The sequence below is a fragment of the Sorangiineae bacterium MSr11367 genome, from assembly GCA_037157805.1.
In the GTDB taxonomy this organism is placed as follows: domain Bacteria; phylum Myxococcota_A; class Polyangia; order Polyangiales; family Polyangiaceae; genus Pendulispora; species Pendulispora rubella.
In genome coordinates this window covers 7,639,777-7,658,542 of sequence record CP089983.1, presented here as the reverse complement: position 1 = coordinate 7,658,542, position 18,766 = coordinate 7,639,777, and the positions used below count along the sequence as shown (strand labels likewise).

The window sequence follows — 18,766 nt, the reverse complement described above, 5'->3', positions numbered from 1 at the left end:
ACGTTGCGTGAGGTCGTACGGTCTTCGTGTGAGGACCAAACCGTTGCAACTCAAAGTGGGGGAGCTGGCCGCGCGCGGGGGCGTCTCCGTGCGTGCGCTGCACCATTACGACGAGATCGGGCTGCTCCGCCCGGCCTACACGTCGTCGGGGCATCGCATTTACGACGACGCCAGCGTCGAGCGCCTCTTGCAGATCAAAGCCTTGCGCCAGCTCGGCTTTTCGCTCGAGGACATTGCCCAGACCCTCCACGACCGAGATTTCTCGCTTCGCAAGGCCCTCACCCTTCGCCTCGAGCGACTGCGCGAGGAGATGGTCTCGCGCCGCATTCTATTGCACCGGCTCGAAACCCTCGTTCGGCACATCGACGCCGACGAGACCTTATCCACCGAGAGCATTTTCGAAACCATGGAGGCCATGATGAACGTCGAGTCGTATTTCACGCCCGAACAACTCGAAGAACTGCGCCAGCGCCGCGAGGCCTTGGGCGAGGAGGGACTCAAGAAGGCCCAGGAGGATTGGCGTCTACTCATCGAGGAGGTGCGCGACGAAGCCGCCAAAGGCACCGATCCCGCCTCGCCACGGGCCCAGGAGCTCGGCGCGCGGTGGGCAGGGATGGTGCAGGCGTTTACCGGCGGCAACCCGGGGATCGCGGCCGCCGTTCGCAAAATGTGGTTCACCGAATCCCACGACAAGCCGCGGATGAATGGCGTCGAGGTGGACGCCGTGCGCGAGGCGGGCGACTACATGGCCAAGGTGAATGCGGCGAAGAAGGGGCCGTGAATCAGGCGAGAACGCCGTAACGCAGTCCCAATCGACGTAGCCACTTGCGGTAAGCAATCGAGATACGATCGGACCGAAGGTGCAGTTCCTCGGCCAAATCGAGCGCAATGAGCTCGGGCCGCTGCGACGAAACCACCGGGACGTCCTGAAGCGTAATCATATCCTGAAACGAGCGAATCTCGTCGTCGGTGAGCGTGCTGTAGTCCATGGCAATGTACGCCCACACGGACGAAGTGCGCTCGGTCCGCGGTGTGACCGTGAAATACATGGCGAAGCGTGCGCCCGCGGACGACTTGACGAACGTCGCCGTGAGCGGCCTTAGTACCTTGTACGTGTAGGCGATGCGCCGGCCTTCTCCCGTTCCATCCGGATCGGGCTGAAAGACGGAGATATCGCGCGCGATCACTCCGTACTCACCCGACGCGTCATCGGGGGCGATCTCGGCCTCGTATTCGTCGATTTCCGGGTAGGTCGGATCCCCCAGAAACCCTTCGTGCACGAAGGGGAAGTGCGCCACATCGAGGAAATTCTCGATGATGCGGGGCCCGCTCGCTGGAAACGAGTAGGGCCCCACGTGCACTTTGCGAAACGAATCATCTTCCCATTCCGAGAAGACGGGCACGTCCCGCGCGGGGTTCCCCAGGGAAAGCCAGATCCAGCCGTACTTCTCCTTCACCTGGTACGTGCTGGCCTTGGCCTTCTTCGGTGGCACCATGTTGGGCTGCGCCGGAATGTGCGTGCACTGCCCTTGCTGATCGTAGTGCCAACCGTGGTACGGGCACACCAGCGTGCAATCGCGCACCTTGCCCAGCGACAGACGGGCGCCGCGATGGATGCACACATCGCGAAACGCGGCGACGCCGTCCTTCCCCCGCCAGAGGACCACGTCGTCCCCGAGCAGGCTCACACCCAGTGGCTTGTCGGCCTCCAATTGCTCGCTGCGTGCGACGACATGCCAATCGTCGAAGAGAACCGGATCCGAGGGGACGTGTGCCATGAAGGGGAAGTTTATTGGCTCTTGCCGGTGATCCCCTCCAACAATTGAGGCATGTACCAAATCTTCTGCGGGGTGGCCACTTCGCCCGCCTTCAGGAACTCGCTTCCGTCCTGAAACTTCAGCGGCCCGGAGTGAAGGACGACACTCTTGTCGCCCAGCGTGCGAATGAACTCTTCGAGCGTGGCCTTCTTGTCGCCCAGTGCGCGGCCGAAATCGAACCCGATGGACGATTCTTCTCCATTGATGTCGCGGTAATCGGGCCCGGGCCAAGCGAACTCGCCGGTGAACTTGCCCTCGCGCACACTTCGGACGACGTCGCGGTAGGCGGGCATCCAATTGTAGTAGCTGACGCCAAGACAGGTATCGGGCGAGAGATCGCACCCCGCTTTGAAATCGTGGTGCGTGAATCGCACACGTTTGCCGGCCTCGGCCGCTTTCTTGGATTGTACGGCCGCTTCCGGCGTATCGAGTCCGCTCATCACCACATCGAAACCGCCACTGAAGTAGTCGTCGACCACCTTGGTGGGATCCAGAGTCACACCTGGAATGTTGAACCAGAATCCGATCCAGGTGACCTTGAAGGTCAGATCCTTGGCCGGCTTCTTTCGGTATTTCTCCCAACAGTGTTTGGCGCCCAAGTACGCCGACGACACGAGGCGCCGCGTCTCGTCATTGGCCAGCGCCCCGAGATATCCGATCTTTCCGGACTCCGTGGCGAGTGCCGCAGAGCACCCCGCGATCATCTTTGCAGGTTCGGCCGCGCCGTCGATGTTTCCCAGATTCTTCTGATTCTTGTAATTCCGGCCTTCTTTCCACGCATGATCGCCGGAAACATGGATGATGGACACGTTGGGGTGCTTGCGGGCAGTCTCCAGGGCGTCATCCTTGAAATCGTCCGAGCTGAAGACCACCAACCGACTTCCGCGTGCAATCAGATCATCGGCAACCTGCGCACTTTTCGAATTTGGGCGATCGGAAGGATTGACTTTGTCGATATAGTCGAACTTCACGTCGGGGAACTTGGCAATCGCCTTCTTGATGCCTTCGAAGTGCGACTCGTTCCATCCATGGTCGTTCTTCGGGCCCACGAGGATCATCCCCACGGTCAGCGACGTCGCGGAGGCTGCCGAACCGGCAGAATTGGCGGGATTCGCCGGATCCGAGATCGAAGACTTCTCTTGCTTTTCCGTCGAGCCTTTGCACGCGCCGAGCGATGACGCGATGGTGACGAATGCACATACCGACCGTAAAGCAGTGATGATCTTCTTCGGGTTTGATTTCATATCCAGCCTGTCGGGTCCGAGCTGTAAATCGCAAATGGGGTTTCGCGCAACACGATTTTGCGCTAGTCCTCCACGACATCGATTTACTTGCGACGGCAACCGTCGTTGGAGGTCTCTTTGTTCATCAAACGCCACCCTTGGGTCGTGGGACTCGCCACATTGGCGGCTTTGGGCTGCACGTTCGTCACCGAGAGCGACATCAAAGGCAGCGGCCTCGGTACGGTCTGCACCTCCAACGATCAATGCCACGCCGGCGTCTGCGACAATGGCATCTGCGTGGCCTCGTGTTCGGTCGACGGCGAATGCCCCTCACCGACCAAGTGTTTTGGCAACAAATGCCAGACGCCACTCAAGGTTGCCGGCTTGTGGATCGGTCCCGTCACCGCAGGGGAGGGATGGAACACGACGCACCAAGAAGGGATGGAGGAGGCTGCAAAGCAACTTCCCTATCTCAGTTGGTACAAGCGTGAGAACGTCCTACCTTTCACCGGCGATGTCGACAAAGCCATCGACGAAGCGGTGGTGAAGGAGAAGGTCGACGTCGTCGTCCTCAACTCGTTCAGCCAGCGCGAAGAGATGATGAAGAAGGCGGAGCAATACAAGGACGTCAAGTTCCTCAATTGCTCAGGCGACAACTTCAACGGTCACAATGCCATCTCTTACGATGGCCACATCGAGCAATCGTGGTGGGTCGCCGGGCGGGTCGCGGGTTCCAAGGCCAAGAAACGTCTCGGATTCGTGGCGTCGTTCATCACACCGGAGGTCGTGCGCTACATCTCGGCCTTCTACCTCGGGGCGCGCAGCATCAACAAAGACATCAAGCTCGAGGTTCAGTGGCTCGGATTCTGGGTCGACTACAAGACCCCCGAAAGCTACGCCTACCGAGGCCCGCTTTCGAACAACGAGGAAGTGAAGCTCTATCGCGAGGATCTTCTCACCTATCGTCTCATCGACGGAGGTGCGGAAGTCATCGCACACTCGACGGACAGCCAACGGCCGGTCCGCGCCATCGAGCGGCTGACGAAGGCTCAGAAGATTCACGACATTTACTCCATCAGCAACGACAACAAGGCCGGCTGTGTCGACCTTACGACGAAGCAGCCCATGCAGTCCTGCCTGGGGAGCCCGCACTGGAATTGGACTCCGCTGTACATCCAGATGTTCGATGACATTCATCGGGGAATTTGGAAGGCTGACCGGAATCGCAACGAGGTCATGACCATCGACGCCGTGCAGAGTGTTCCCGGGTTCGAATTGAACCCGGCCAGCGGAATCGACAGCAACGCCGTGCGCTCGTACGTGACCGAAATCTCCGGTCGCGGATGGGAGTACGCATTCGCCGGCCCGTACGAGACTACGGGTCAGCGCGACCGCGATTTGGACGGCCTGCCGGATCCCGTGCAAGCTTTTGGCGCCGATGAAAAGATGCTCGAGGCCGAGTACAACACGATGTGTTGGTTCCCGAAGGGCGTCATCGAGAAGTTCGATGTGACCGACCCCAAGTCGCCCGACGTCGACGGACGGGTCCCCGACGAAGATCGCGTCCGCGATGCCAAGTTCGTCAACGATCTGGAGGGCCCGCCGGGGGTGCCACCCGGCGTGGGCATCGTGTGCAAGAAAAATTTGTAAGTGCCCGTCGAGGGGGGGCCCTCAAAACTCGTAGCCAAGCTCCAGGGAAGGCGTGTAGGCCACGCGGCTTCGCTCCGGTGAACTGCGGTCGGGCGCGAAATAGGTGAAGCTCGCCGGCAGGATGCCGATGGAGACGTTCCCGCCCGGCTTCACGCGCAGGCCGGCGCTGGGAATGATGCGGAAGCCATCGCCGAAGCCGAATTGCGTGCCGATGTACATCGAGAGCGCGGGCAGGCGTGGAAACGTGCCGTTGAGGCCCGCGCCCACCGTACCGAGCACGGTGTCCGTCTTTCCCTGCTCCCAGCGCACGCCGCCGGAGATATCGAGAAAGTCGAGGAACGTCGCTCCGACCCGCGCCGAGCCCGTGAGGCAGTAGTCGCTGAACGCGCACGCTCCACCATCGAGCCGCAGCGTCGGACGAACGATGGCACGCCGCTCGGCGCGACCCGAAAAGAGGGGAACGGAGTCTTGCCCCGTCGAAGGCAGCGAGGCCGGTACGGTTCTCGGCGGGCCTTGATCCTCGCGGGAAGACTCCTCGGACGCGTTCGACGTGCTCGTCGCGCTGCCAAAGCCGAACGCGAAGTATGCGGGATGGTGGTGGTGATAATGGTAATAAGCCGGCGCCGCCGAGCTCGAGCTCTTGCTCTTGCCACCGGACTTGCCGTTGGTGGCGGCCAACGCCACCATGATGAGGGCCACGGCCGCAGCCCCCACGGTGACGACCGTGGCCGTGCTGCCGCCATCGAACTGCTCCACCTTGACCGACTCGATGTCGTCCCACGCGGCGACCCGCGCCGCTTGGCTGCAGTCTTGGTCCTCGTCCCTGAGGAAGATGCCGCTTTCGTTGCGGCAGAATCGCTTGGCCTCCGCGGTGACGTTTCCCTCGACGGTCGTGATGGTGAGCGTGTCGCCGGGCCGTACATGCACGGGCGCGCCGTCATTGGCGGTCATCCGAATGGTGCCGTAGTTCGTCTCCACCGCGCGCAGCGCCTGCGAGGACCAATCGCCTCGCACCACCGATTCGCTGGTGCATCCCGTCGTCCAAACCGCGAGAAAGAGAGCTAAGAAAGACCTGTTGCGGCGCCACCACACAAGCCCCCCGTGCGGCGGGGCAACCTGTGAACGGTTGCAAACAGGAGGGGGGGAGCCAACAAGGAAACGAAGAGATTTCATGGTACGCCGGGCACATAGAGCAGCCGGCGTACCAAGGACGTTCGCGCTACCTCGGGACGAAAGACGCCACGCTCGGGCTCTTGTACTCGAGCGCCCAGCGGATGGTCAGCGGCTTGTCCAGCACCGCCGCGCCGCTTTCGCACGCCACGTTGCTCTTCAACCCGCCCGTCGGCGTTTGATACCCGGTGTCCGTCGCCACCGACTTGACCGCGCACGTCTCCAAGCCCTGCACCTCGAAGGCCGTCACGTCGCCGCTCTGGTACGCGAACCGAAGCCCATTGGCCGTCGCACCATCGGAGAACGAACCGAACTCCATGGAAATCTTGTCGAGCGGCACGGCCGCACCGGAAGGCGTGTACGTCGCCGTGCGGGTGATCTTGCCCGGCTCGAACACGTACGTCGTCTCCGCGGTGATGCTCGCGTTCGGCGCCGGAGATCCCGTGGCCACGTCGTCCAACTCCGTTTGCCGGAAGCGCACGGTCAACGTCTTTCCGTGTTCCTCGGTGGTGACGTTCTTGATGTACGCCGCAGGAATGAGCTGCTTGCCTCCCGCGAGCGTGAACTTCGGCTGAAGGTGCGGATAGTCGGCGTCGGCCACGCCGGAGAGCAGGTTGTACGAATACGGCACGGCGAAATACTGATTGTGCCGGTGGTACGTATTGCCGCCGTTCACCAAGGGCAGGCTGAAGACGCGAAGCCCATCGCGGTACGTCACCAGGGCGCGATCGTAATCGCCGCGCGCGAACCAGGTGAGCGCCGTGCGCGGCAGCCCGCGGAGGTAATCGGTGAAGTCATCCGTGTCCATGGGCGTCTTGTCTTTGTACCCATCGGCGTTCCACAGATTCGTCGTGTAGAGCAGCTGGTGCGAAAGACTCAGGTTCTCCCCGAGGATGCGGTGCTTGCCCCGGTAGGTATCCGTGCGGCGTCCCTTCTCCCAGAGGTTCACCGACTTCATGTCCGCGTCGTACCAAAACTGCACGAACTTGGCGGTTGCGCGGGTGGCGAAGGCGTAAGCGATCTCCTTCTCCTTGGCCGTGAGCACGTTCAAGTGCGCCGCGGCGGAGAGCACCTCCACGAACGCCGTGTCGGCGTAGGGTCCCAGGCTTCGCCCGTAGTCGAAGCCGTTGCCGGCGACGTTCAAGCGGAGAAGAATCAGATCGACCGATTTGCGCAACCAGCCTTTCAACTGGGGCGTCACCTCGAGCCCCGTTTCGATCAGCCGCTGACAGATCTCGCCGATGAGCAGCACGCTGTAGCGATCGAAGCGTCCCTGGCCATCCGTCTCGTCCGAGAATCCGTATTCCGAATACGTCTCGTAATGCTTAATCATCTTGGCCATCAAGTTTTGCTGGCCCGTGCCGTCTTCCCAGCCAAGCAGCTCGCGCAGTCGCGCAATGCTGAATGCCACGCCGTAATAGTTCGTGGGCAGGTTGATCAGCGTGTAATCAACCGGGTTGACGAAGGTGCGCCAGTCGAGCTTCGTCCGCAGCTTGGCCAGCGTTTCCGCGCTGACCGCTCGTTCGAGCAACCCCGCATTCTTCAGCTTGTTCAACGCGGACATGTAGTAAAAAATGCCCCACGTTTTGTTCGTATCGTCGATCGTCAGATCGGCGATTTCTCGGTACTTGCCCAGGTAGTCGGCAAACTTGGGATCCGACTCGGGCGTGCCGATGAGCAGGTACGAAAAGCCGATGGCAATCTTGCCGGGCAAGAACTCGTCGCGGCCATTGAAAGCCTTGGTCCCATCGAGCGCAAAGTCCTTCTTCTCGACGGCGAGCTTATTGAACAAGAAATCGAGGTGCGGCAGCAATTTGGATGTCACGATGGTGTTGGCCGGCGTGCCGGACAACTCGGGCTCAGCCTCCGCCACATCGTCGTCCGAATCTCGACAGGCCGTGAGCGCCAAGGCGACCACCAACGATGTACCAAGTACACGACGGGCAAAGGTATTCATCATGCCTCCCAGAAATTTTGCATAAAGTACGGGTCGAGAATCGAGGAATGAGGACATGGTAACCGGTGTCATTGCCCGGTCTAGCCAAATTCGAGGAGGGGCCGATGGATTTGAAAAATGAAACGTTCCAAATTCGAAGAATGCGCGCGGATGAGACGGACCTCATTCGCGAGTGGGCAGCCGGGGAGGGGTGGAACCCTGGGCTCCATGACGCAAATTGCTTCTACGCGACGGACCCACAGGGCTTCTTCCTGGGCGAGGTCGATGGCCAACCGGTCGCCATGATCTCCTGCGTTGCCTACGATTCATCCTACGGCTTCCTCGGTCTGTACATCGTCAAGGCGGCCTACCGGGGGCATGGCTACGGTTTGCGCACATGGCAGGAGGGCATGAAATACCTCGGCACGCGCACCGTCGGCCTCGACGGCGTTCTCGCGCAACAGCAAAATTACGAGCGTTCGGGCTTTCGCTTTTCGCATCACCACGTGCGCTACGAACGAGTGTCCGGAGGTACGCCGCTCCCGGCGTCCGACTTTCAACGCAGGGCACCGCGGCTCGAGGCGGACCGCGCGCGCCATATCGTTCCATTGTCGACGATTCCAGAGGCCGATCTCGTTGCCTACGACACGGCGCGTGCCCCGGCGCCGCGCCCCCATTTCCTGCAACGTTGGTTGCATCTTCGCGATTCGTACGGCTTTGCATCCATCCAAGATGGAAAACTACGTGGCTTTGGCCTGGTGCGGCCCTGCGTCGTGGGGTTCAAGATCGGACCTCTCTTGGCCGATGACGCAGTGGTCGCGGAGGATCTCCTTCGCGGTTTGCTCGCCGCGGCGCCCTCCGGGCCCGTTTTCCTCGACGTTCCGGACACCACGCCTGTGCCTCGAAACCTCGCCTTACATTTCGGAATGCACGAGGTGTTTCGCACCGCGCGGATGTACACTCGACCAACGTCGAGTCACGAACATGTGTTCGGGATCGCATCGATGGAGCTTGGGTGACGCCGCGGGGGGCAAAGGACGAAGGCATGGGCGGTGGGGTGGACAGCTTCAACCATGACGGGCTGCGCATCGAAGTCGTCGATGCGCAAACCCAGGTGAGCGTCATCTGGCGCGGGGTGAGCGAGGCGAGGGATCCGGATCTGGTGCTCGTGCCATTTCTGAACTTGCTCGCCGAGCGCCTTCGCGCGAGCAAAGTGCGCACGATCACCGTGGATTTTCGGCATTTCGAGTACATGAACTCGGCGACGGTCGTCCCGATCCTCCAGTTCGTGAAGCGCCTCGACGCCATCGGTGCGCAGACCCGCGTGCTCTACGATCAGAGCGTCAGCTGGCAGCGCATCAACTTTCGTTGCATGCGTACCATCGCGCGAACCCTTTCCCACGTGGAGGTTCGCGGCGACAGCGAGAAGGCCGATCCTCGATGAGGGGTTGGTGGCCGACCAGCCTCCGGCGCTCGCTTACGGGGCAGACGCTTCTCCAGATGGCCCTGCGGGTCAGCCTGGTCATTCTGATTGCCACCGTCATCGGTTACTACCACCTGGTCTCCAGCCTTCGCGCCGCCACCTTGGCCCAATTGACGAAGTACGTCGTCGAGCGCGGTCACCGCGAACGCGCCATTTTCAGCCTGGCGGAGGATAATCAAGCCGTTCTGCGCGATGCGTTGGCCAAAGGGTTCAAAGAGGCGGCCGGTCGAGACTTCAGCAAAGAGTTCGAGGCGACGACCGAACGGCGTGACGACGGTTGCCTGCGCAGCCGCGACCAACCCCGGGAGGGCAACGTCATTAGCCTCTACGTCGGTCGCAAGACGCCGGTCACCGACGACTTGAAGCGCAAAATGATGGTTTCGCGCGACCTGGTGCTCCAGTACGGGCCGGCGTGGCACAATCGATTCTTCAACACGTACGTCAGCTTTCCCGAGAACGCCATCATCCTCTACACGCCCGATTTCCCGCACATGGAGCAGGGATTTCCGCCGGATTACGACATCCCGAGCTTGGAGTTCCACTACATCACCGACGCCGTGCACGATCCGTCGCGCGACCCGGCGTGGACGGGCCTCTACTTCGACGAGATCATCAAAGAGTGGATGGTGACCTGCGCCACGCCCGTGTACTTGGGTGACCGCCTGGTGGCCTCGGCCGAGACGGACGTTCTTCTGAGCGAATTGTTCAAGCGCTCGATCAACGATCACGCGCCCGGTACGTACAATCTGATTTTTCGCGGTGACGGGCGCCTGGTGGTGCACCCGGACAAGGTCGCCGAGATTCAGGCCAAGAATGGCAATTACCTGATTGCCGAGTCGGGGGACGAGCACCTGAAACGGGTGTTCGGCTTGGTGATGAACAGCGTGATGGGCAGTGCGCCCAACACGGCGGTGGCGGACAACTCCGTCGATTCGGAATACGTCTTTTTCGCCAAGCTGGACGAGCCCGATTGGTACTTCGTGACGATTTTCCCGAAGTCGACGTTGAGCAAGCAGGCGTTCGACACGGCCCGCGTGTACCTCTTTTTGAGCGTGGCCTCGCTGCTGGTGGAAATCATCGTCATGTATTTCGTGCTGCGCAAGCAGGTGGCCGCCCCGCTCATGGACATGATGGCCGCGACCAGCCGCGTGGCCTTGGGCGATTTGAACGTGCTTCTGCATTCGGCGCGCCGGGAGGACGAGCTGGGCCAGCTTTCCTCGCAGTTCAATGCGATGGCCGGCGCGGTGTCCACCCGCGAGCAATCGCTCAAGAATACGCTGGTGGAATTGGAGGATTCACGCCGTCAGCTCGCGGCGAAGGAGGCTCTCGAGCGCGAGCTGGAGATTGCCCGCACCATCCAGGTTTCGCTGGTGCCGCAGACGCTGCACTTGAAGGGGCTCGACGCTGCAGGGAAAATGCTCCCCGCGGAGGAAGTCGGGGGAGACTATTACGACGCGTTCGAGGCCGAGGGCACCGATTGGCTCTTGATCGGAGACGTATCGGGCCACGGCGTGACCGCGGGCCTCATCATGATGATGGTGCAGACCGCCGTGCGGACTGCGGTACTCAATGCGCCGAAAGATCCCGAGGATCCATCGCCATTGTCACCGTCGCACGTGCTCAATATGGTCAATACGTCCATATTTGGGAATCTGCAGCGGATCGACAAGAACCAATACATGACGCTTACCGCCTTCCGCATCGAGGGCAACACCTTCACGTACGCGGGGCGCCATCAAGACGTCATCATCTACCGCGCGGCTACGCGGAAGATCGAATGCCTCGAAACGGACGGCATGTGGCTCGGCATCATGGATGACATTTCGCAGATGGTGGAGGACCGCACGTTCCTCGTCGACGAAGGCGACATCGTGCTCCTCTACACGGACGGCCTACCCGAGGCGAAGCGACTCGGTCGCTTTTTGGGCATCGAAGGCCTGGTCGAGGTCTTCCGGCATGCCGTGGAGACGGGGCGTCAGAGCAGCCAGGAAATCCTGGAGAGCGTTCTGGAGCAGACCAAAGACCACGAGTTCAAGGACGACGTTTCGCTTCTCGTGGTACGGGCGATGTGCAAGACAGCGCCCAAGAGCGACTCAGGGACTAAGACGGAGGACGTCGCGAAGGCGTAGGCGTGTCGTCGTTTTGGCTTTTGACTTCGACGTGGGTCAAGGTCCGAGCGATCGTTCGCATGCACTGGCAGTTGACCCGTTGCCAGTCCAGGTCCGTGTCGTAGAGCACGGTGGTGGCGATGTGCTGTGTGTCGAACCTCTTGATCAAGTTGAGGAGGGGACCCACCGTTGCCGAGTTGATGTATTGAAGCCCGCGCAAATCCACGGTGACGCTGGTCACGCGCAGCCCGGTGAAGATCTTTTGCAGCAGCGGTTCGAGGAAGGTGCTGGGGTTGCGTGCGTCGCTCACTCCTTCCCATGCGATGGTGGCGGATGCGTGGCGGCCTCGGGTGACGCGTATGATCAATCGATCGAATTCAAACGTTTCCGTGCTCATGCACCCCCCTCACGGCGGTCACCGTAACGATTGAATCGGTGAACGTGCAGGTCAAGTCGAAGCCACCCTCGAAGCCGATCCGGTAAAGGCCAAGCCCGCCTTTTTCGGCGGGGTTCTCCAGTAGGGTGCGGATGCGGTTCATGTAGAGCTCTTCGCGGTTCGTGCTGGCTGCGATTTCGTCGAGGCGCTCCTCGAGTTGGTGCACGCGCTCGCGGGTGAGCGCGCCGTTCGCGACCTCGATGGTGATGCGGTCCGTATCCGCCTGCAGGCGCAGGTGGATCGTGAGGAGGCCTGGTACCTCCTCGCCGTACTTCATGGCGTTCTCGATCAATTCGGACGCTGTCATGACGGTGGCCGCGCGCACGGACGGTGTGAAGGTCGTGAGCGCGCGCTCCACTTCGGCGCGGGCATGGCTCACGAACTTCCACAGATGCGGGATCTCGAGCGCGACCGCCCTCACCACTCAAGAACTAGCACGTCTCTCTTTCTATCCAAGCTAACGAGATTAGCGAAAACGGCTTGCGCGTCCGCATCCCAGGCCGTAGAGTCACCTCACTATGATCATTTCGGCTCGGTTGCGCTAACTGCGGCAAGCAAACGGTCATCCAACGTCTCGGCCATCTCTTCTTGGAGGATGGCGCTGGTGACGGTGGTGCTGTTGCTTCCGCATCTTTCGTGCCCCTCCAGGTTGTAGAGCCGCTCCAGGTTTAGGAGCCGTTCGCCTGGATCTCCCGCAAATTCGAGCGGTGAGGAAAGGGTGGCGCGAAGCGCACGTCCCGTGATCCATCGATCCATCGCGAACGACTTCGCGATGCCCGGCCTTCACGCAAACCGCGTGAGGCTGGCGAGACCGCGCTTTCGCGCGCCGTTTCTTCATCGCTCCTTCACCCGTTCGCACCCGACGCACGGCCGTGCGCGAGCTCGTTCGAGCTGCGCACTCCGTGGTCGGACGAACAACAGGAGGAGTTTGTCCATGCCCCGACGAAGCGATAATTTGATTTCCGCTGATACGATATCCGCTGTCCTTCTCGCGCAGGCGCCCGAGTCGACCGAAAACGTCCTATCGAGCGACGAGCGTCCGAGCGAGCCACGCCGCCCGACGTTCTCGACGCGGCAGACCCACGTGGGTTCGCGGTCGGTTCCCAACCGATTCTCGAACCAGACCGTGTGGCGCAAAGCGTCGCGGCCTTCCGTGCGCGGCAAGTAAGCGATGCAACGCCGTCGTCCGCGCGCATCGGTGCTCACGCCGGTGCGCGCGGACGAGAACGTGGCTTCCAATCCATGATAGATGGTGTCTGTCGTGACGCCGTCCATCGAACCATCCATTCGCACGGAGCTACGCGAGCTTCTCGTGCTGGCAGCACCCATTGCCGTTGCGCAGGTGCTTCTCATCGGCATCTCGCTGATGGACACGTCCGTGCTCGGCCACGTTTCCGTCGACAGCCTCGCGGGCGCGTCCATCGGGCGCTCGATTGGCTTTGCGTCGATGTGCATCGGCATGGGTATCGCCATGGGGCTCGAGCCCGTGGCTTCGCAGGCTCTTGGCGCCGGCGAAACCGATCGTGCGTGGCGCGCCTACGTCGTCAATCTGCGCGCGGGGCTCTTCGTGTGGCTGCCGTCGCTGCTTTTGGCCCTGGCGGTCACGCTGGTGTTGCCGCCGCTCGGTCTCGAGTCGGCCGTGGTCGACCGCGCACGTCTTTTCATCCTCGGTACGGCGCCAGGGATGGCCCTCACCGTCGCATTTTTGACGACGAAGACGTTCTTGCAAGCCAACGGTGTGACGGCACCGGCCTTCGCGGCGGCGTGCATCGCCAACGTGACGAACGTCATCGTGTGCAATCTGCTGGTCCGCGGAGACGATGCGCTCCGCGCCGTGCACTTGCCGCCCATCGGCTTGCCGCGTCTCGATGCATTCGGTGGCGGTTTGGCCTTCAGCCTCGCCGAATGCGTGCTCTTCGCCGTGGCGGCGCGGTTTGCGCGCAAGCTGCGGCCCGATTCCGCCGTTGCGGATCCTTCCGTGACGGTGCGCGCGGCTTGGCGACTGGGCATTCCCATCGGGTTGCAGATGCTGGCCGAGGTGGGGCTCTTTACGACGGCATCGCTGCTGACCGGGCGCTTCGGCGCGCGGGTGGTGGCCGCGCACCAGATTGCATTGGGGCTCGCGACCTTCACGTACATGGGCGCGCTCGGCATCAGCGGCGCGACGGCGGTACGCGTGGGGCTTGCCGTCGGTGCCGGCCGTCCCGCACGCCGAGCGGGGCTGATCGGGATTGCGCTGGGCGCGGGCATCATGATGGTGCCCGCCCTCGCATTCTGGACGATCCCCGAGGTCCTGGTGGGCCTCTTCACGAACGATCCGGAGGTCATCACCTTGGGCGTGCAACTCCTCCACATCGCCGCCCTGTTCCAACTCTTCGACGGCGTCCAAGCCGTCGCCACCGGCGCATTGCGCGGAGCCGGCGACGTGCGTTTCCCTTTCATCGCCAACGTGCTCGCCCACTGGTTCTTCGGCCTACCCTCCGCGCTTCTCTTCGGGTTCGTGTTGGGAGGCCAGGCCCGCGGCATCTGGTGGGGCCTCACCGGCGGCCTCGTCGCCATTTCGATCGCGCTGTTCTCACGATTCTTCTACATCTCCCGCGGCGTAATCGCGCGCGTGTGAGCCCCACAGAAGAAGGTAGCCGCCAGGACGCCAAAAAAGAGCGCCGGGATCGCCAGGTGAACCACCAATAAACCCTCATTTTGGTTTGTGGCCGTTGCCGTTGGCGATCCTGGCGGCGTTGGCGTCTTGGCGGTCACCTTCTTCTGCGGGTGTGAGATCCAATTCAGCGGGGATCTGGGTCTTTCGTATTCTTGGCTGAGTAGGGAAGGGAGAGGTCCGATGTGGCGTAGAAGGCTGCACCCTCGAAATCGGCGCATCGCTCGCCGTAGAAGGAACGGACATTTCCCATGCGCGTGCTCTCCCTGTTCACTCTCGCTCTTTTGGCATGTGGTCCCAGCGTTTCCGAGGTCCGGATGATGGCGGCACCGCCGCGGGAGGCCAATTGCGAGCTCGAGTTCCTCCAATTGAAGGTTCAAGACGTCGCGGCAGGAGGCAAGTACGAGATTCTCGGTCATGTCGTGCTCGGGCAGGAAGGCGTTCAGGATCCGCTCGATCCCAAATACCGCGAGCAGGTCCGACCGCGGGCATGCCGCATGGGCGGCGAAGGCGTAGCCGTCATGATGACCGCCGTCGCCGAAGGGGGACTGGGGCAACACGGGACGAGCATCGACTACGTCGTCGTGCGCAAGCACCAAGAGCCGACGGCGAGCACGAAGCCGACGAAATTTTGAGAGCTCCGTCCATCACGGGCCCGTGACGATTCGGGAAAATGCCCCCGAGTCATCGACGGCGAGGCCGATGCACCACACCTCGCGCGGGCGCGTGCTGCCGAGCATCTGTTCGAGATTCACGGGGCTGCGAAGCCGCAGGAGCAACTCAGGGGGACCGAACGCCGTGCACCGCACGTACCCCGTGCGACGGTCGGGTTCTCCCGCGGCGGGCAACGGTTCGATTCGCTCGACGTTCTCCAACGGAATGCGCGCCTCTCGTCGGAGCCCGACGCGCACGCACAACGTTCCGTCGCCGACGACGATGGGGCGCAGGCGCAAGGCCTGGAAATCGCCGAGGACCCAAACGATCCCGTAGGCGCTGAGAACGAGAAGGACCTTGGCCCACGTGGCGCTCGTGTTGCGGAGGAGCAGATGGACGATGCTCATTTCGATCAAGGCGAGCGCGATGAGCGTGCCAAGAACGAGTCCGTAGCCACGACGATGAGAAAAGGCGTGGCGCCCGGAAGCCGGGGCATCCGGTGCCATGCGCCAGAAGAAGAGCGCGTAGGCAAGGAGCGCCAATTCGCGCGCAATGGCGTCCGCCGCGGCGGGTTTTCTCAGCACGCCGCGTAAGCGACGGCGGAGGTCATCGTAGAAATCAAGCGGTCGATCTCGAGACGGGGAAGCCATGGCGTGAACGATTCCTACCCTAGAGAAGTCGTCCGCATCCGGAAGGTGTTGTGCGGCTTCTCCCCCCATTGGGCAGTATTAATTCACAGGTGCGTCCATGCGACCATGGAGCTAGCCAATGCGCCGATGTCTTCAGATTGGTTTTGCATCCAGCTCGCTCCGAGCATTCGCTCGCTCTACACCGTATACGTCAAGCTTGACGAGCCCTGCGGTGACCTCGCGAAGTTGGGACCCGAATGGGTATCTCGAACGTGTACGGATCCGATTCGAAAAGTGCTCCTGGAAGAGTTGAGCGGAGACCAGCTGGTGAGCTGATTTCGGAGGAGAGAACCGCCAGGACGCCGAAAGAGAGGCGCCAGGATCGCCGGGTTCTTTCGCCGTTACAAAACGCCAGCGGTTCTCCCGTGATACCATCCGTCATGCCAACGGAACGACGAGAGACGGTACCTCTCGAGATCATCGAGAAGCTTCCCAAAACCGATTTGCACGTGCACCTCGATGGGTCGGCGCGGCTGTCGACCATTTTGGAGCTGGGGGAGCGGTACAAGGTGGATTTGCCTGCGCATGATCTCGAAGGACTGCGCAAAGCCATGCACCTTGGGGAGAACGTGGGGTCGCTGGTCGAGTACCTCAAAGCATTCGACGTCACCTTGCGGGTCATGCAAACGGCGGAGGGGTTGCGGCGTATTGCCTACGAGCTGGCCGAGGATGCGGCGCACGAGAACGTTCGCTATATGGAAGTGCGCTATTCGCCCATGCTCCATACGCGGCGCGGATTGAAGCTCACCAACATCGTCGAGGCGGTCCTCGAAGGACTGCGTGCCGCGCAGGATTCGTTCGGCATCGAGTCCAATGTCATCCTTTGCGGCATCCGCAACGTTTCACCCGAGAGCTCGCTCGAGATGGCGCAGCTCGCGGTGGCTTACAAAGGCCGCGGCGTCGTCGGGTTCGACCTGGCGGGCGCGGAGTATGACCATCCTGCGAAGCACCACAAGGCCGCATTTCAGCTCGTGCGGGACAACAACATCAACGTGACCATTCACGCGGGCGAAGCCTATGGGCCCGAATCCATTGCCCAGGCCATTCACGTGTGCGGTGCCCATCGCATTGGGCATGGGTGCCGGCTCCGTGAAAACGGAGACATGCTTCACTATGTGAACGACCACCGCATTCCGCTCGAGTGCTGCCCGTCGTCGAACCTGCAGACCAACGCCGTCCGCGATCTCGCGAGCCACCCGCTCAAGCTCTACAAGGACCTGGGACTGCGTGTGACCGTGAACACGGACAACCGGCTGGTGACCGATACCACGGTCTCCAAAGAGCTCTGGCTATGTCACACGCAGCTCGGGCTTACCTTCGCCGATTTGAAACAGATTATCGTTTCCGGTTTCAAGAGCGCGTTTCTGCCATTCCACGTGAAGCAGCAATATTTGCGCAAAGTGAGTGACGAACTCGCGGCGTTCCCCGACGACGTCGCGGAACTGCTCTCGGCGTACCCAACGATGAAGAAGGTGGACGCCGCGCTTTCGTAGCAAAACAGTGGTAATGAAACGTTACAACGCGGGCCGCTACAAGCGGATGTATGCCGCCGCTCGCTGTGAGAATGCACCAAAGGAGGCGCGGAAGGCATAGCGACGTCCCTCGAACGTCGTTTCGAGAAGTACGCCTTTTTCGTTTTCTTTTTCCGGAGGTGGAATGAGGGTGGCCTGCGCGAGTGTTGGTGCGTGGGCTGCCGCCTCGGCGGTGAGAACTCCTTCGCCCGTCCATTCGACCAGACGCAACGTGTAGGGCTCGCCCGACGACCGCGCTTCCAGCCAACCGAAGATACGGGGCTGTGCCTCCCGCGGGTCGAGTGCGAAGCCGACGTTCCCAGACGTCCCGACATCGAGCCGGTAGGCGGCCGGGCCGAGCACGTCGATGCACAGCTCGGGATCGTCCATCAGCTCGCGAAGGGCGTCGTCCTCGTACGACTGAGAACGGATGCGCGCGAAGACGGAGACGCGCTCGTCATCGAGCAGCGCATCGATGCGCATCGTTGGGTCGCCCGCATAGATGGCCTTGCGTGCGAGGACCCAGCAAGCGGGGTCAAAATAGTTGTCCTTTCCGGGCGGGAGCTGGACGATTTCGACGATGTACGGGTCGAGCGAGATGGGCGTGCGCTCGCGAACCCGGGCAGCGACCCGAGGCGGATCGTGCGCCCCCAAGAAGATGCCCCAACCGCCGACCGTTCCGCCCGTTCGGCCGCCGATGCGACCTGGAGTGACGGAAAGTTGCAACGCGAGATCCATCGAGTCTTCGTCGAAGACCTCTTCGTCAGCGTCGGCCGATTCATCCACCGGTTGCTCGTAAAAGTGAAGGGCGTTGCCCCAGAAACGAGCGCGTGAGAGGTCGTCATGCGGTGTGTTCATGCTTGGCCCTGGTGACTCCCGAAGAAAGAGGATGTCGGTTGGAACGCCATCCAGGCGTTCGCGCTACCTGCGCGCCGCGTACAACGTTTCCATAGGTTCCATACGAAAACACAGAACCAAATTCTGTCTTTGCTAAGTCGATTTTCTTTTAGCACGTAGCGGTGTTTGGCGTGCAACGTCACCCGTTCATCGGATGACGGATTGGCGGAAGCGTGATGATTGATCCGATGATGTCTCATCCAGTCCGTCGGATGAGATTTGAAACGTTCGATGACATCGATGTCATTTGTAGCGCATCGCGCTAAAATCATCGGATATGTGGCGCCAGGAATGGCGGCCCGGATACCCAGACGATTGTTCGGTCTTGCGTTGGCCACGGCAATCCTCAGCCGTCACGTAACGAAAACAGCAATTCAAACTAGGGATCTTCGCGCGCAGGGCGAAACTCATGATCGGTCGGTCAAATGGGCCGGGTGTGCAAGTGATCCCATGGTTCGCACAGGAGCCACCCTCCGGATTTGCTGCGTGCTGAACGGCAACGGTATCAGGGCAATATGCGTCGTCGCCAATCGACC

General features: G+C 61.6%; 18 protein-coding genes. 9 read left to right on the top strand and 9 right to left on the bottom strand.

All coding sequences use genetic code 11. The annotated features are described in order from the left end of the window. Window positions 1-28 precede the first annotated feature (28 nt). Window positions 29-781: a MerR family transcriptional regulator gene (locus LVJ94_29645; protein WXB01072.1), complete on the top strand. Its 753-nt coding sequence runs from the start codon at window positions 29-31 to the stop codon at window positions 779-781. Between the two features lies 1 nt (window position 782). Here LVJ94_29645 and LVJ94_29640 read toward each other — a convergent pair whose 3' ends face one another. After that, entirely contained in the window at window positions 783-1,778 is a 996-nt protein-coding gene (locus tag LVJ94_29640; GenBank protein ID WXB01071.1) for an aromatic ring-hydroxylating dioxygenase subunit alpha, read from the bottom strand. A gap of 11 nt (window positions 1,779-1,789) precedes the next feature. Then, on the bottom strand, window positions 1,790-3,061 hold the full coding sequence (locus LVJ94_29635; GenBank protein WXB01070.1) for a BMP family ABC transporter substrate-binding protein: 1,272 nt from the start codon (window positions 3,059-3,061) through the stop codon (window positions 1,790-1,792). 144 nt (window positions 3,062-3,205) lie between these two features. On the opposite strand from LVJ94_29635, the gene LVJ94_29630 reads away from it, so the two are divergent. Beyond that, entirely contained in the window at window positions 3,206-4,690 is a 1,485-nt protein-coding gene (locus LVJ94_29630) for a BMP family ABC transporter substrate-binding protein (GenBank protein ID WXB01069.1), read from the top strand. Window positions 4,691-4,711: 21 nt separating this feature from the next. Here the strand turns inward: LVJ94_29630 and LVJ94_29625 are convergent, their stop codons facing one another. Further along, on the bottom strand, window positions 4,712-5,707 hold the full coding sequence (locus LVJ94_29625) for a hypothetical protein (GenBank protein WXB01068.1): 996 nt from the start codon (window positions 5,705-5,707) through the stop codon (window positions 4,712-4,714). A 202-nt stretch (window positions 5,708-5,909) separates the two neighbouring features. Then, entirely contained in the window at window positions 5,910-7,820 is a 1,911-nt protein-coding gene (locus LVJ94_29620) for a hypothetical protein (GenBank protein ID WXB01067.1), read from the bottom strand. A 101-nt stretch (window positions 7,821-7,921) separates the two neighbouring features. Here LVJ94_29620 and LVJ94_29615 point away from each other — a divergent pair, with 101 nt between their 5' ends. The 3 genes from LVJ94_29615 to LVJ94_29605 are packed head-to-tail and all read left to right on the top strand — an operon-like array spanning window position 7,922 to window position 11,408. Further along, window positions 7,922-8,815 (top strand): GNAT family N-acetyltransferase, encoded by an 894-nt coding sequence (locus LVJ94_29615; protein WXB01066.1) that lies wholly within the window; start codon window positions 7,922-7,924, stop codon window positions 8,813-8,815. After that, entirely contained in the window at window positions 8,812-9,240 is a 429-nt protein-coding gene (locus LVJ94_29610; protein WXB01065.1) for a hypothetical protein, read from the top strand. The genes LVJ94_29615 and LVJ94_29610 overlap by 4 nt, the downstream gene beginning before the upstream one ends. Further along, a complete protein-coding gene (locus LVJ94_29605) occupies window positions 9,237-11,408 on the top strand; it encodes a SpoIIE family protein phosphatase (GenBank protein WXB01064.1) in 2,172 nt (723 codons plus the stop codon). The genes LVJ94_29610 and LVJ94_29605 overlap by 4 nt, the downstream gene beginning before the upstream one ends. On the opposite strand, the gene LVJ94_29600 is transcribed toward LVJ94_29605, so the two are convergent. From LVJ94_29600 to LVJ94_29590, 3 genes are all read right to left on the bottom strand, one after another. Further along, complete coding sequence (locus LVJ94_29600; GenBank protein WXB01063.1) at window positions 11,380-11,697, bottom strand: hypothetical protein; 318 nt, start codon at window positions 11,695-11,697, stop codon at window positions 11,380-11,382. The genes LVJ94_29605 and LVJ94_29600 overlap by 29 nt on opposite strands. A 67-nt stretch (window positions 11,698-11,764) precedes the next feature. Continuing rightward, window positions 11,765-12,244 (bottom strand): hypothetical protein, encoded by a 480-nt coding sequence (locus tag LVJ94_29595; GenBank protein ID WXB01062.1) that lies wholly within the window; start codon window positions 12,242-12,244, stop codon window positions 11,765-11,767. A gap of 101 nt (window positions 12,245-12,345) precedes the next feature. Further along, window positions 12,346-12,579, bottom strand: a complete 234-nt coding sequence (locus tag LVJ94_29590; protein ID WXB01061.1) for a hypothetical protein — start codon at window positions 12,577-12,579, stop codon at window positions 12,346-12,348. Between the two features lie 178 nt (window positions 12,580-12,757). Here LVJ94_29590 and LVJ94_29585 point away from each other — a divergent pair, with 178 nt between their 5' ends. The 3 genes from LVJ94_29585 (at window position 12,758) to LVJ94_29575 (ending at window position 15,114) form a co-directional block, all read left to right on the top strand. Next, window positions 12,758-12,991 (top strand): hypothetical protein, encoded by a 234-nt coding sequence (locus LVJ94_29585; GenBank protein ID WXB01060.1) that lies wholly within the window; start codon window positions 12,758-12,760, stop codon window positions 12,989-12,991. 93 nt (window positions 12,992-13,084) lie between these two features. Further along, complete coding sequence (locus tag LVJ94_29580; GenBank protein ID WXB01059.1) at window positions 13,085-14,443, top strand: MATE family efflux transporter; 1,359 nt, start codon at window positions 13,085-13,087, stop codon at window positions 14,441-14,443. 287 nt (window positions 14,444-14,730) lie between these two features. Next, window positions 14,731-15,114: a hypothetical protein gene (locus LVJ94_29575; protein ID WXB01058.1), complete on the top strand. Its 384-nt coding sequence runs from the start codon at window positions 14,731-14,733 to the stop codon at window positions 15,112-15,114. Between the two features lie 12 nt (window positions 15,115-15,126). Here the strand turns inward: LVJ94_29575 and LVJ94_29570 are convergent, their stop codons facing one another. Then, window positions 15,127-15,717 (bottom strand): hypothetical protein, encoded by a 591-nt coding sequence (locus LVJ94_29570; GenBank protein ID WXB01057.1) that lies wholly within the window; start codon window positions 15,715-15,717, stop codon window positions 15,127-15,129. Window positions 15,718-16,202: 485 nt separating this feature from the next. Between LVJ94_29570 and add the strand changes: the two genes are divergently transcribed. Continuing rightward, window positions 16,203-17,315, top strand: a complete 1,113-nt coding sequence (add, locus tag LVJ94_29565) for an adenosine deaminase (GenBank protein WXB01056.1) — start codon at window positions 16,203-16,205, stop codon at window positions 17,313-17,315. Between the two features lie 36 nt (window positions 17,316-17,351). Here add and LVJ94_29560 read toward each other — a convergent pair whose 3' ends face one another. Continuing rightward, window positions 17,352-18,191 carry a hypothetical protein gene (locus tag LVJ94_29560; protein WXB01055.1) on the bottom strand — a complete coding sequence of 280 codons (840 nt, stop codon included), beginning with the start codon at window positions 18,189-18,191 and terminating at the stop codon, window positions 17,352-17,354. Window positions 18,192-18,766 lie beyond the last annotated feature (575 nt).

Excerpts from the sequence above, each read along its gene's own strand:
- LVJ94_29590 (WXB01061.1), bottom strand. The coding sequence starts at position 12,579 with ATGGATCGATGGATCACGGGACGTGCGCTTCGCGCCACCCTTTCCTCA.
- LVJ94_29620 (WXB01067.1), bottom strand. The coding sequence starts at position 7,820 with ATGATGAATACCTTTGCCCGTCGTGTACTTGGTACATCGTTGGTGGTC.
- add (WXB01056.1), top strand. The coding sequence starts at position 16,203 with ATGCCAACGGAACGACGAGAGACGGTACCTCTCGAGATCATCGAGAAG.
- LVJ94_29560 (WXB01055.1), bottom strand. The coding sequence starts at position 18,191 with ATGAACACACCGCATGACGACCTCTCACGCGCTCGTTTCTGGGGCAAC.
- LVJ94_29635 (WXB01070.1), bottom strand. The coding sequence starts at position 3,061 with ATGAAATCAAACCCGAAGAAGATCATCACTGCTTTACGGTCGGTATGT.
- LVJ94_29615 (WXB01066.1), top strand. The coding sequence starts at position 7,922 with ATGGATTTGAAAAATGAAACGTTCCAAATTCGAAGAATGCGCGCGGAT.
- LVJ94_29640 (WXB01071.1), bottom strand. The coding sequence starts at position 1,778 with ATGGCACACGTCCCCTCGGATCCGGTTCTCTTCGACGATTGGCATGTC.
- LVJ94_29585 (WXB01060.1), top strand. The coding sequence starts at position 12,758 with ATGCCCCGACGAAGCGATAATTTGATTTCCGCTGATACGATATCCGCT.
- LVJ94_29575 (WXB01058.1), top strand. The coding sequence starts at position 14,731 with ATGCGCGTGCTCTCCCTGTTCACTCTCGCTCTTTTGGCATGTGGTCCC.
- LVJ94_29605 (WXB01064.1), top strand. The coding sequence starts at position 9,237 with ATGAGGGGTTGGTGGCCGACCAGCCTCCGGCGCTCGCTTACGGGGCAG.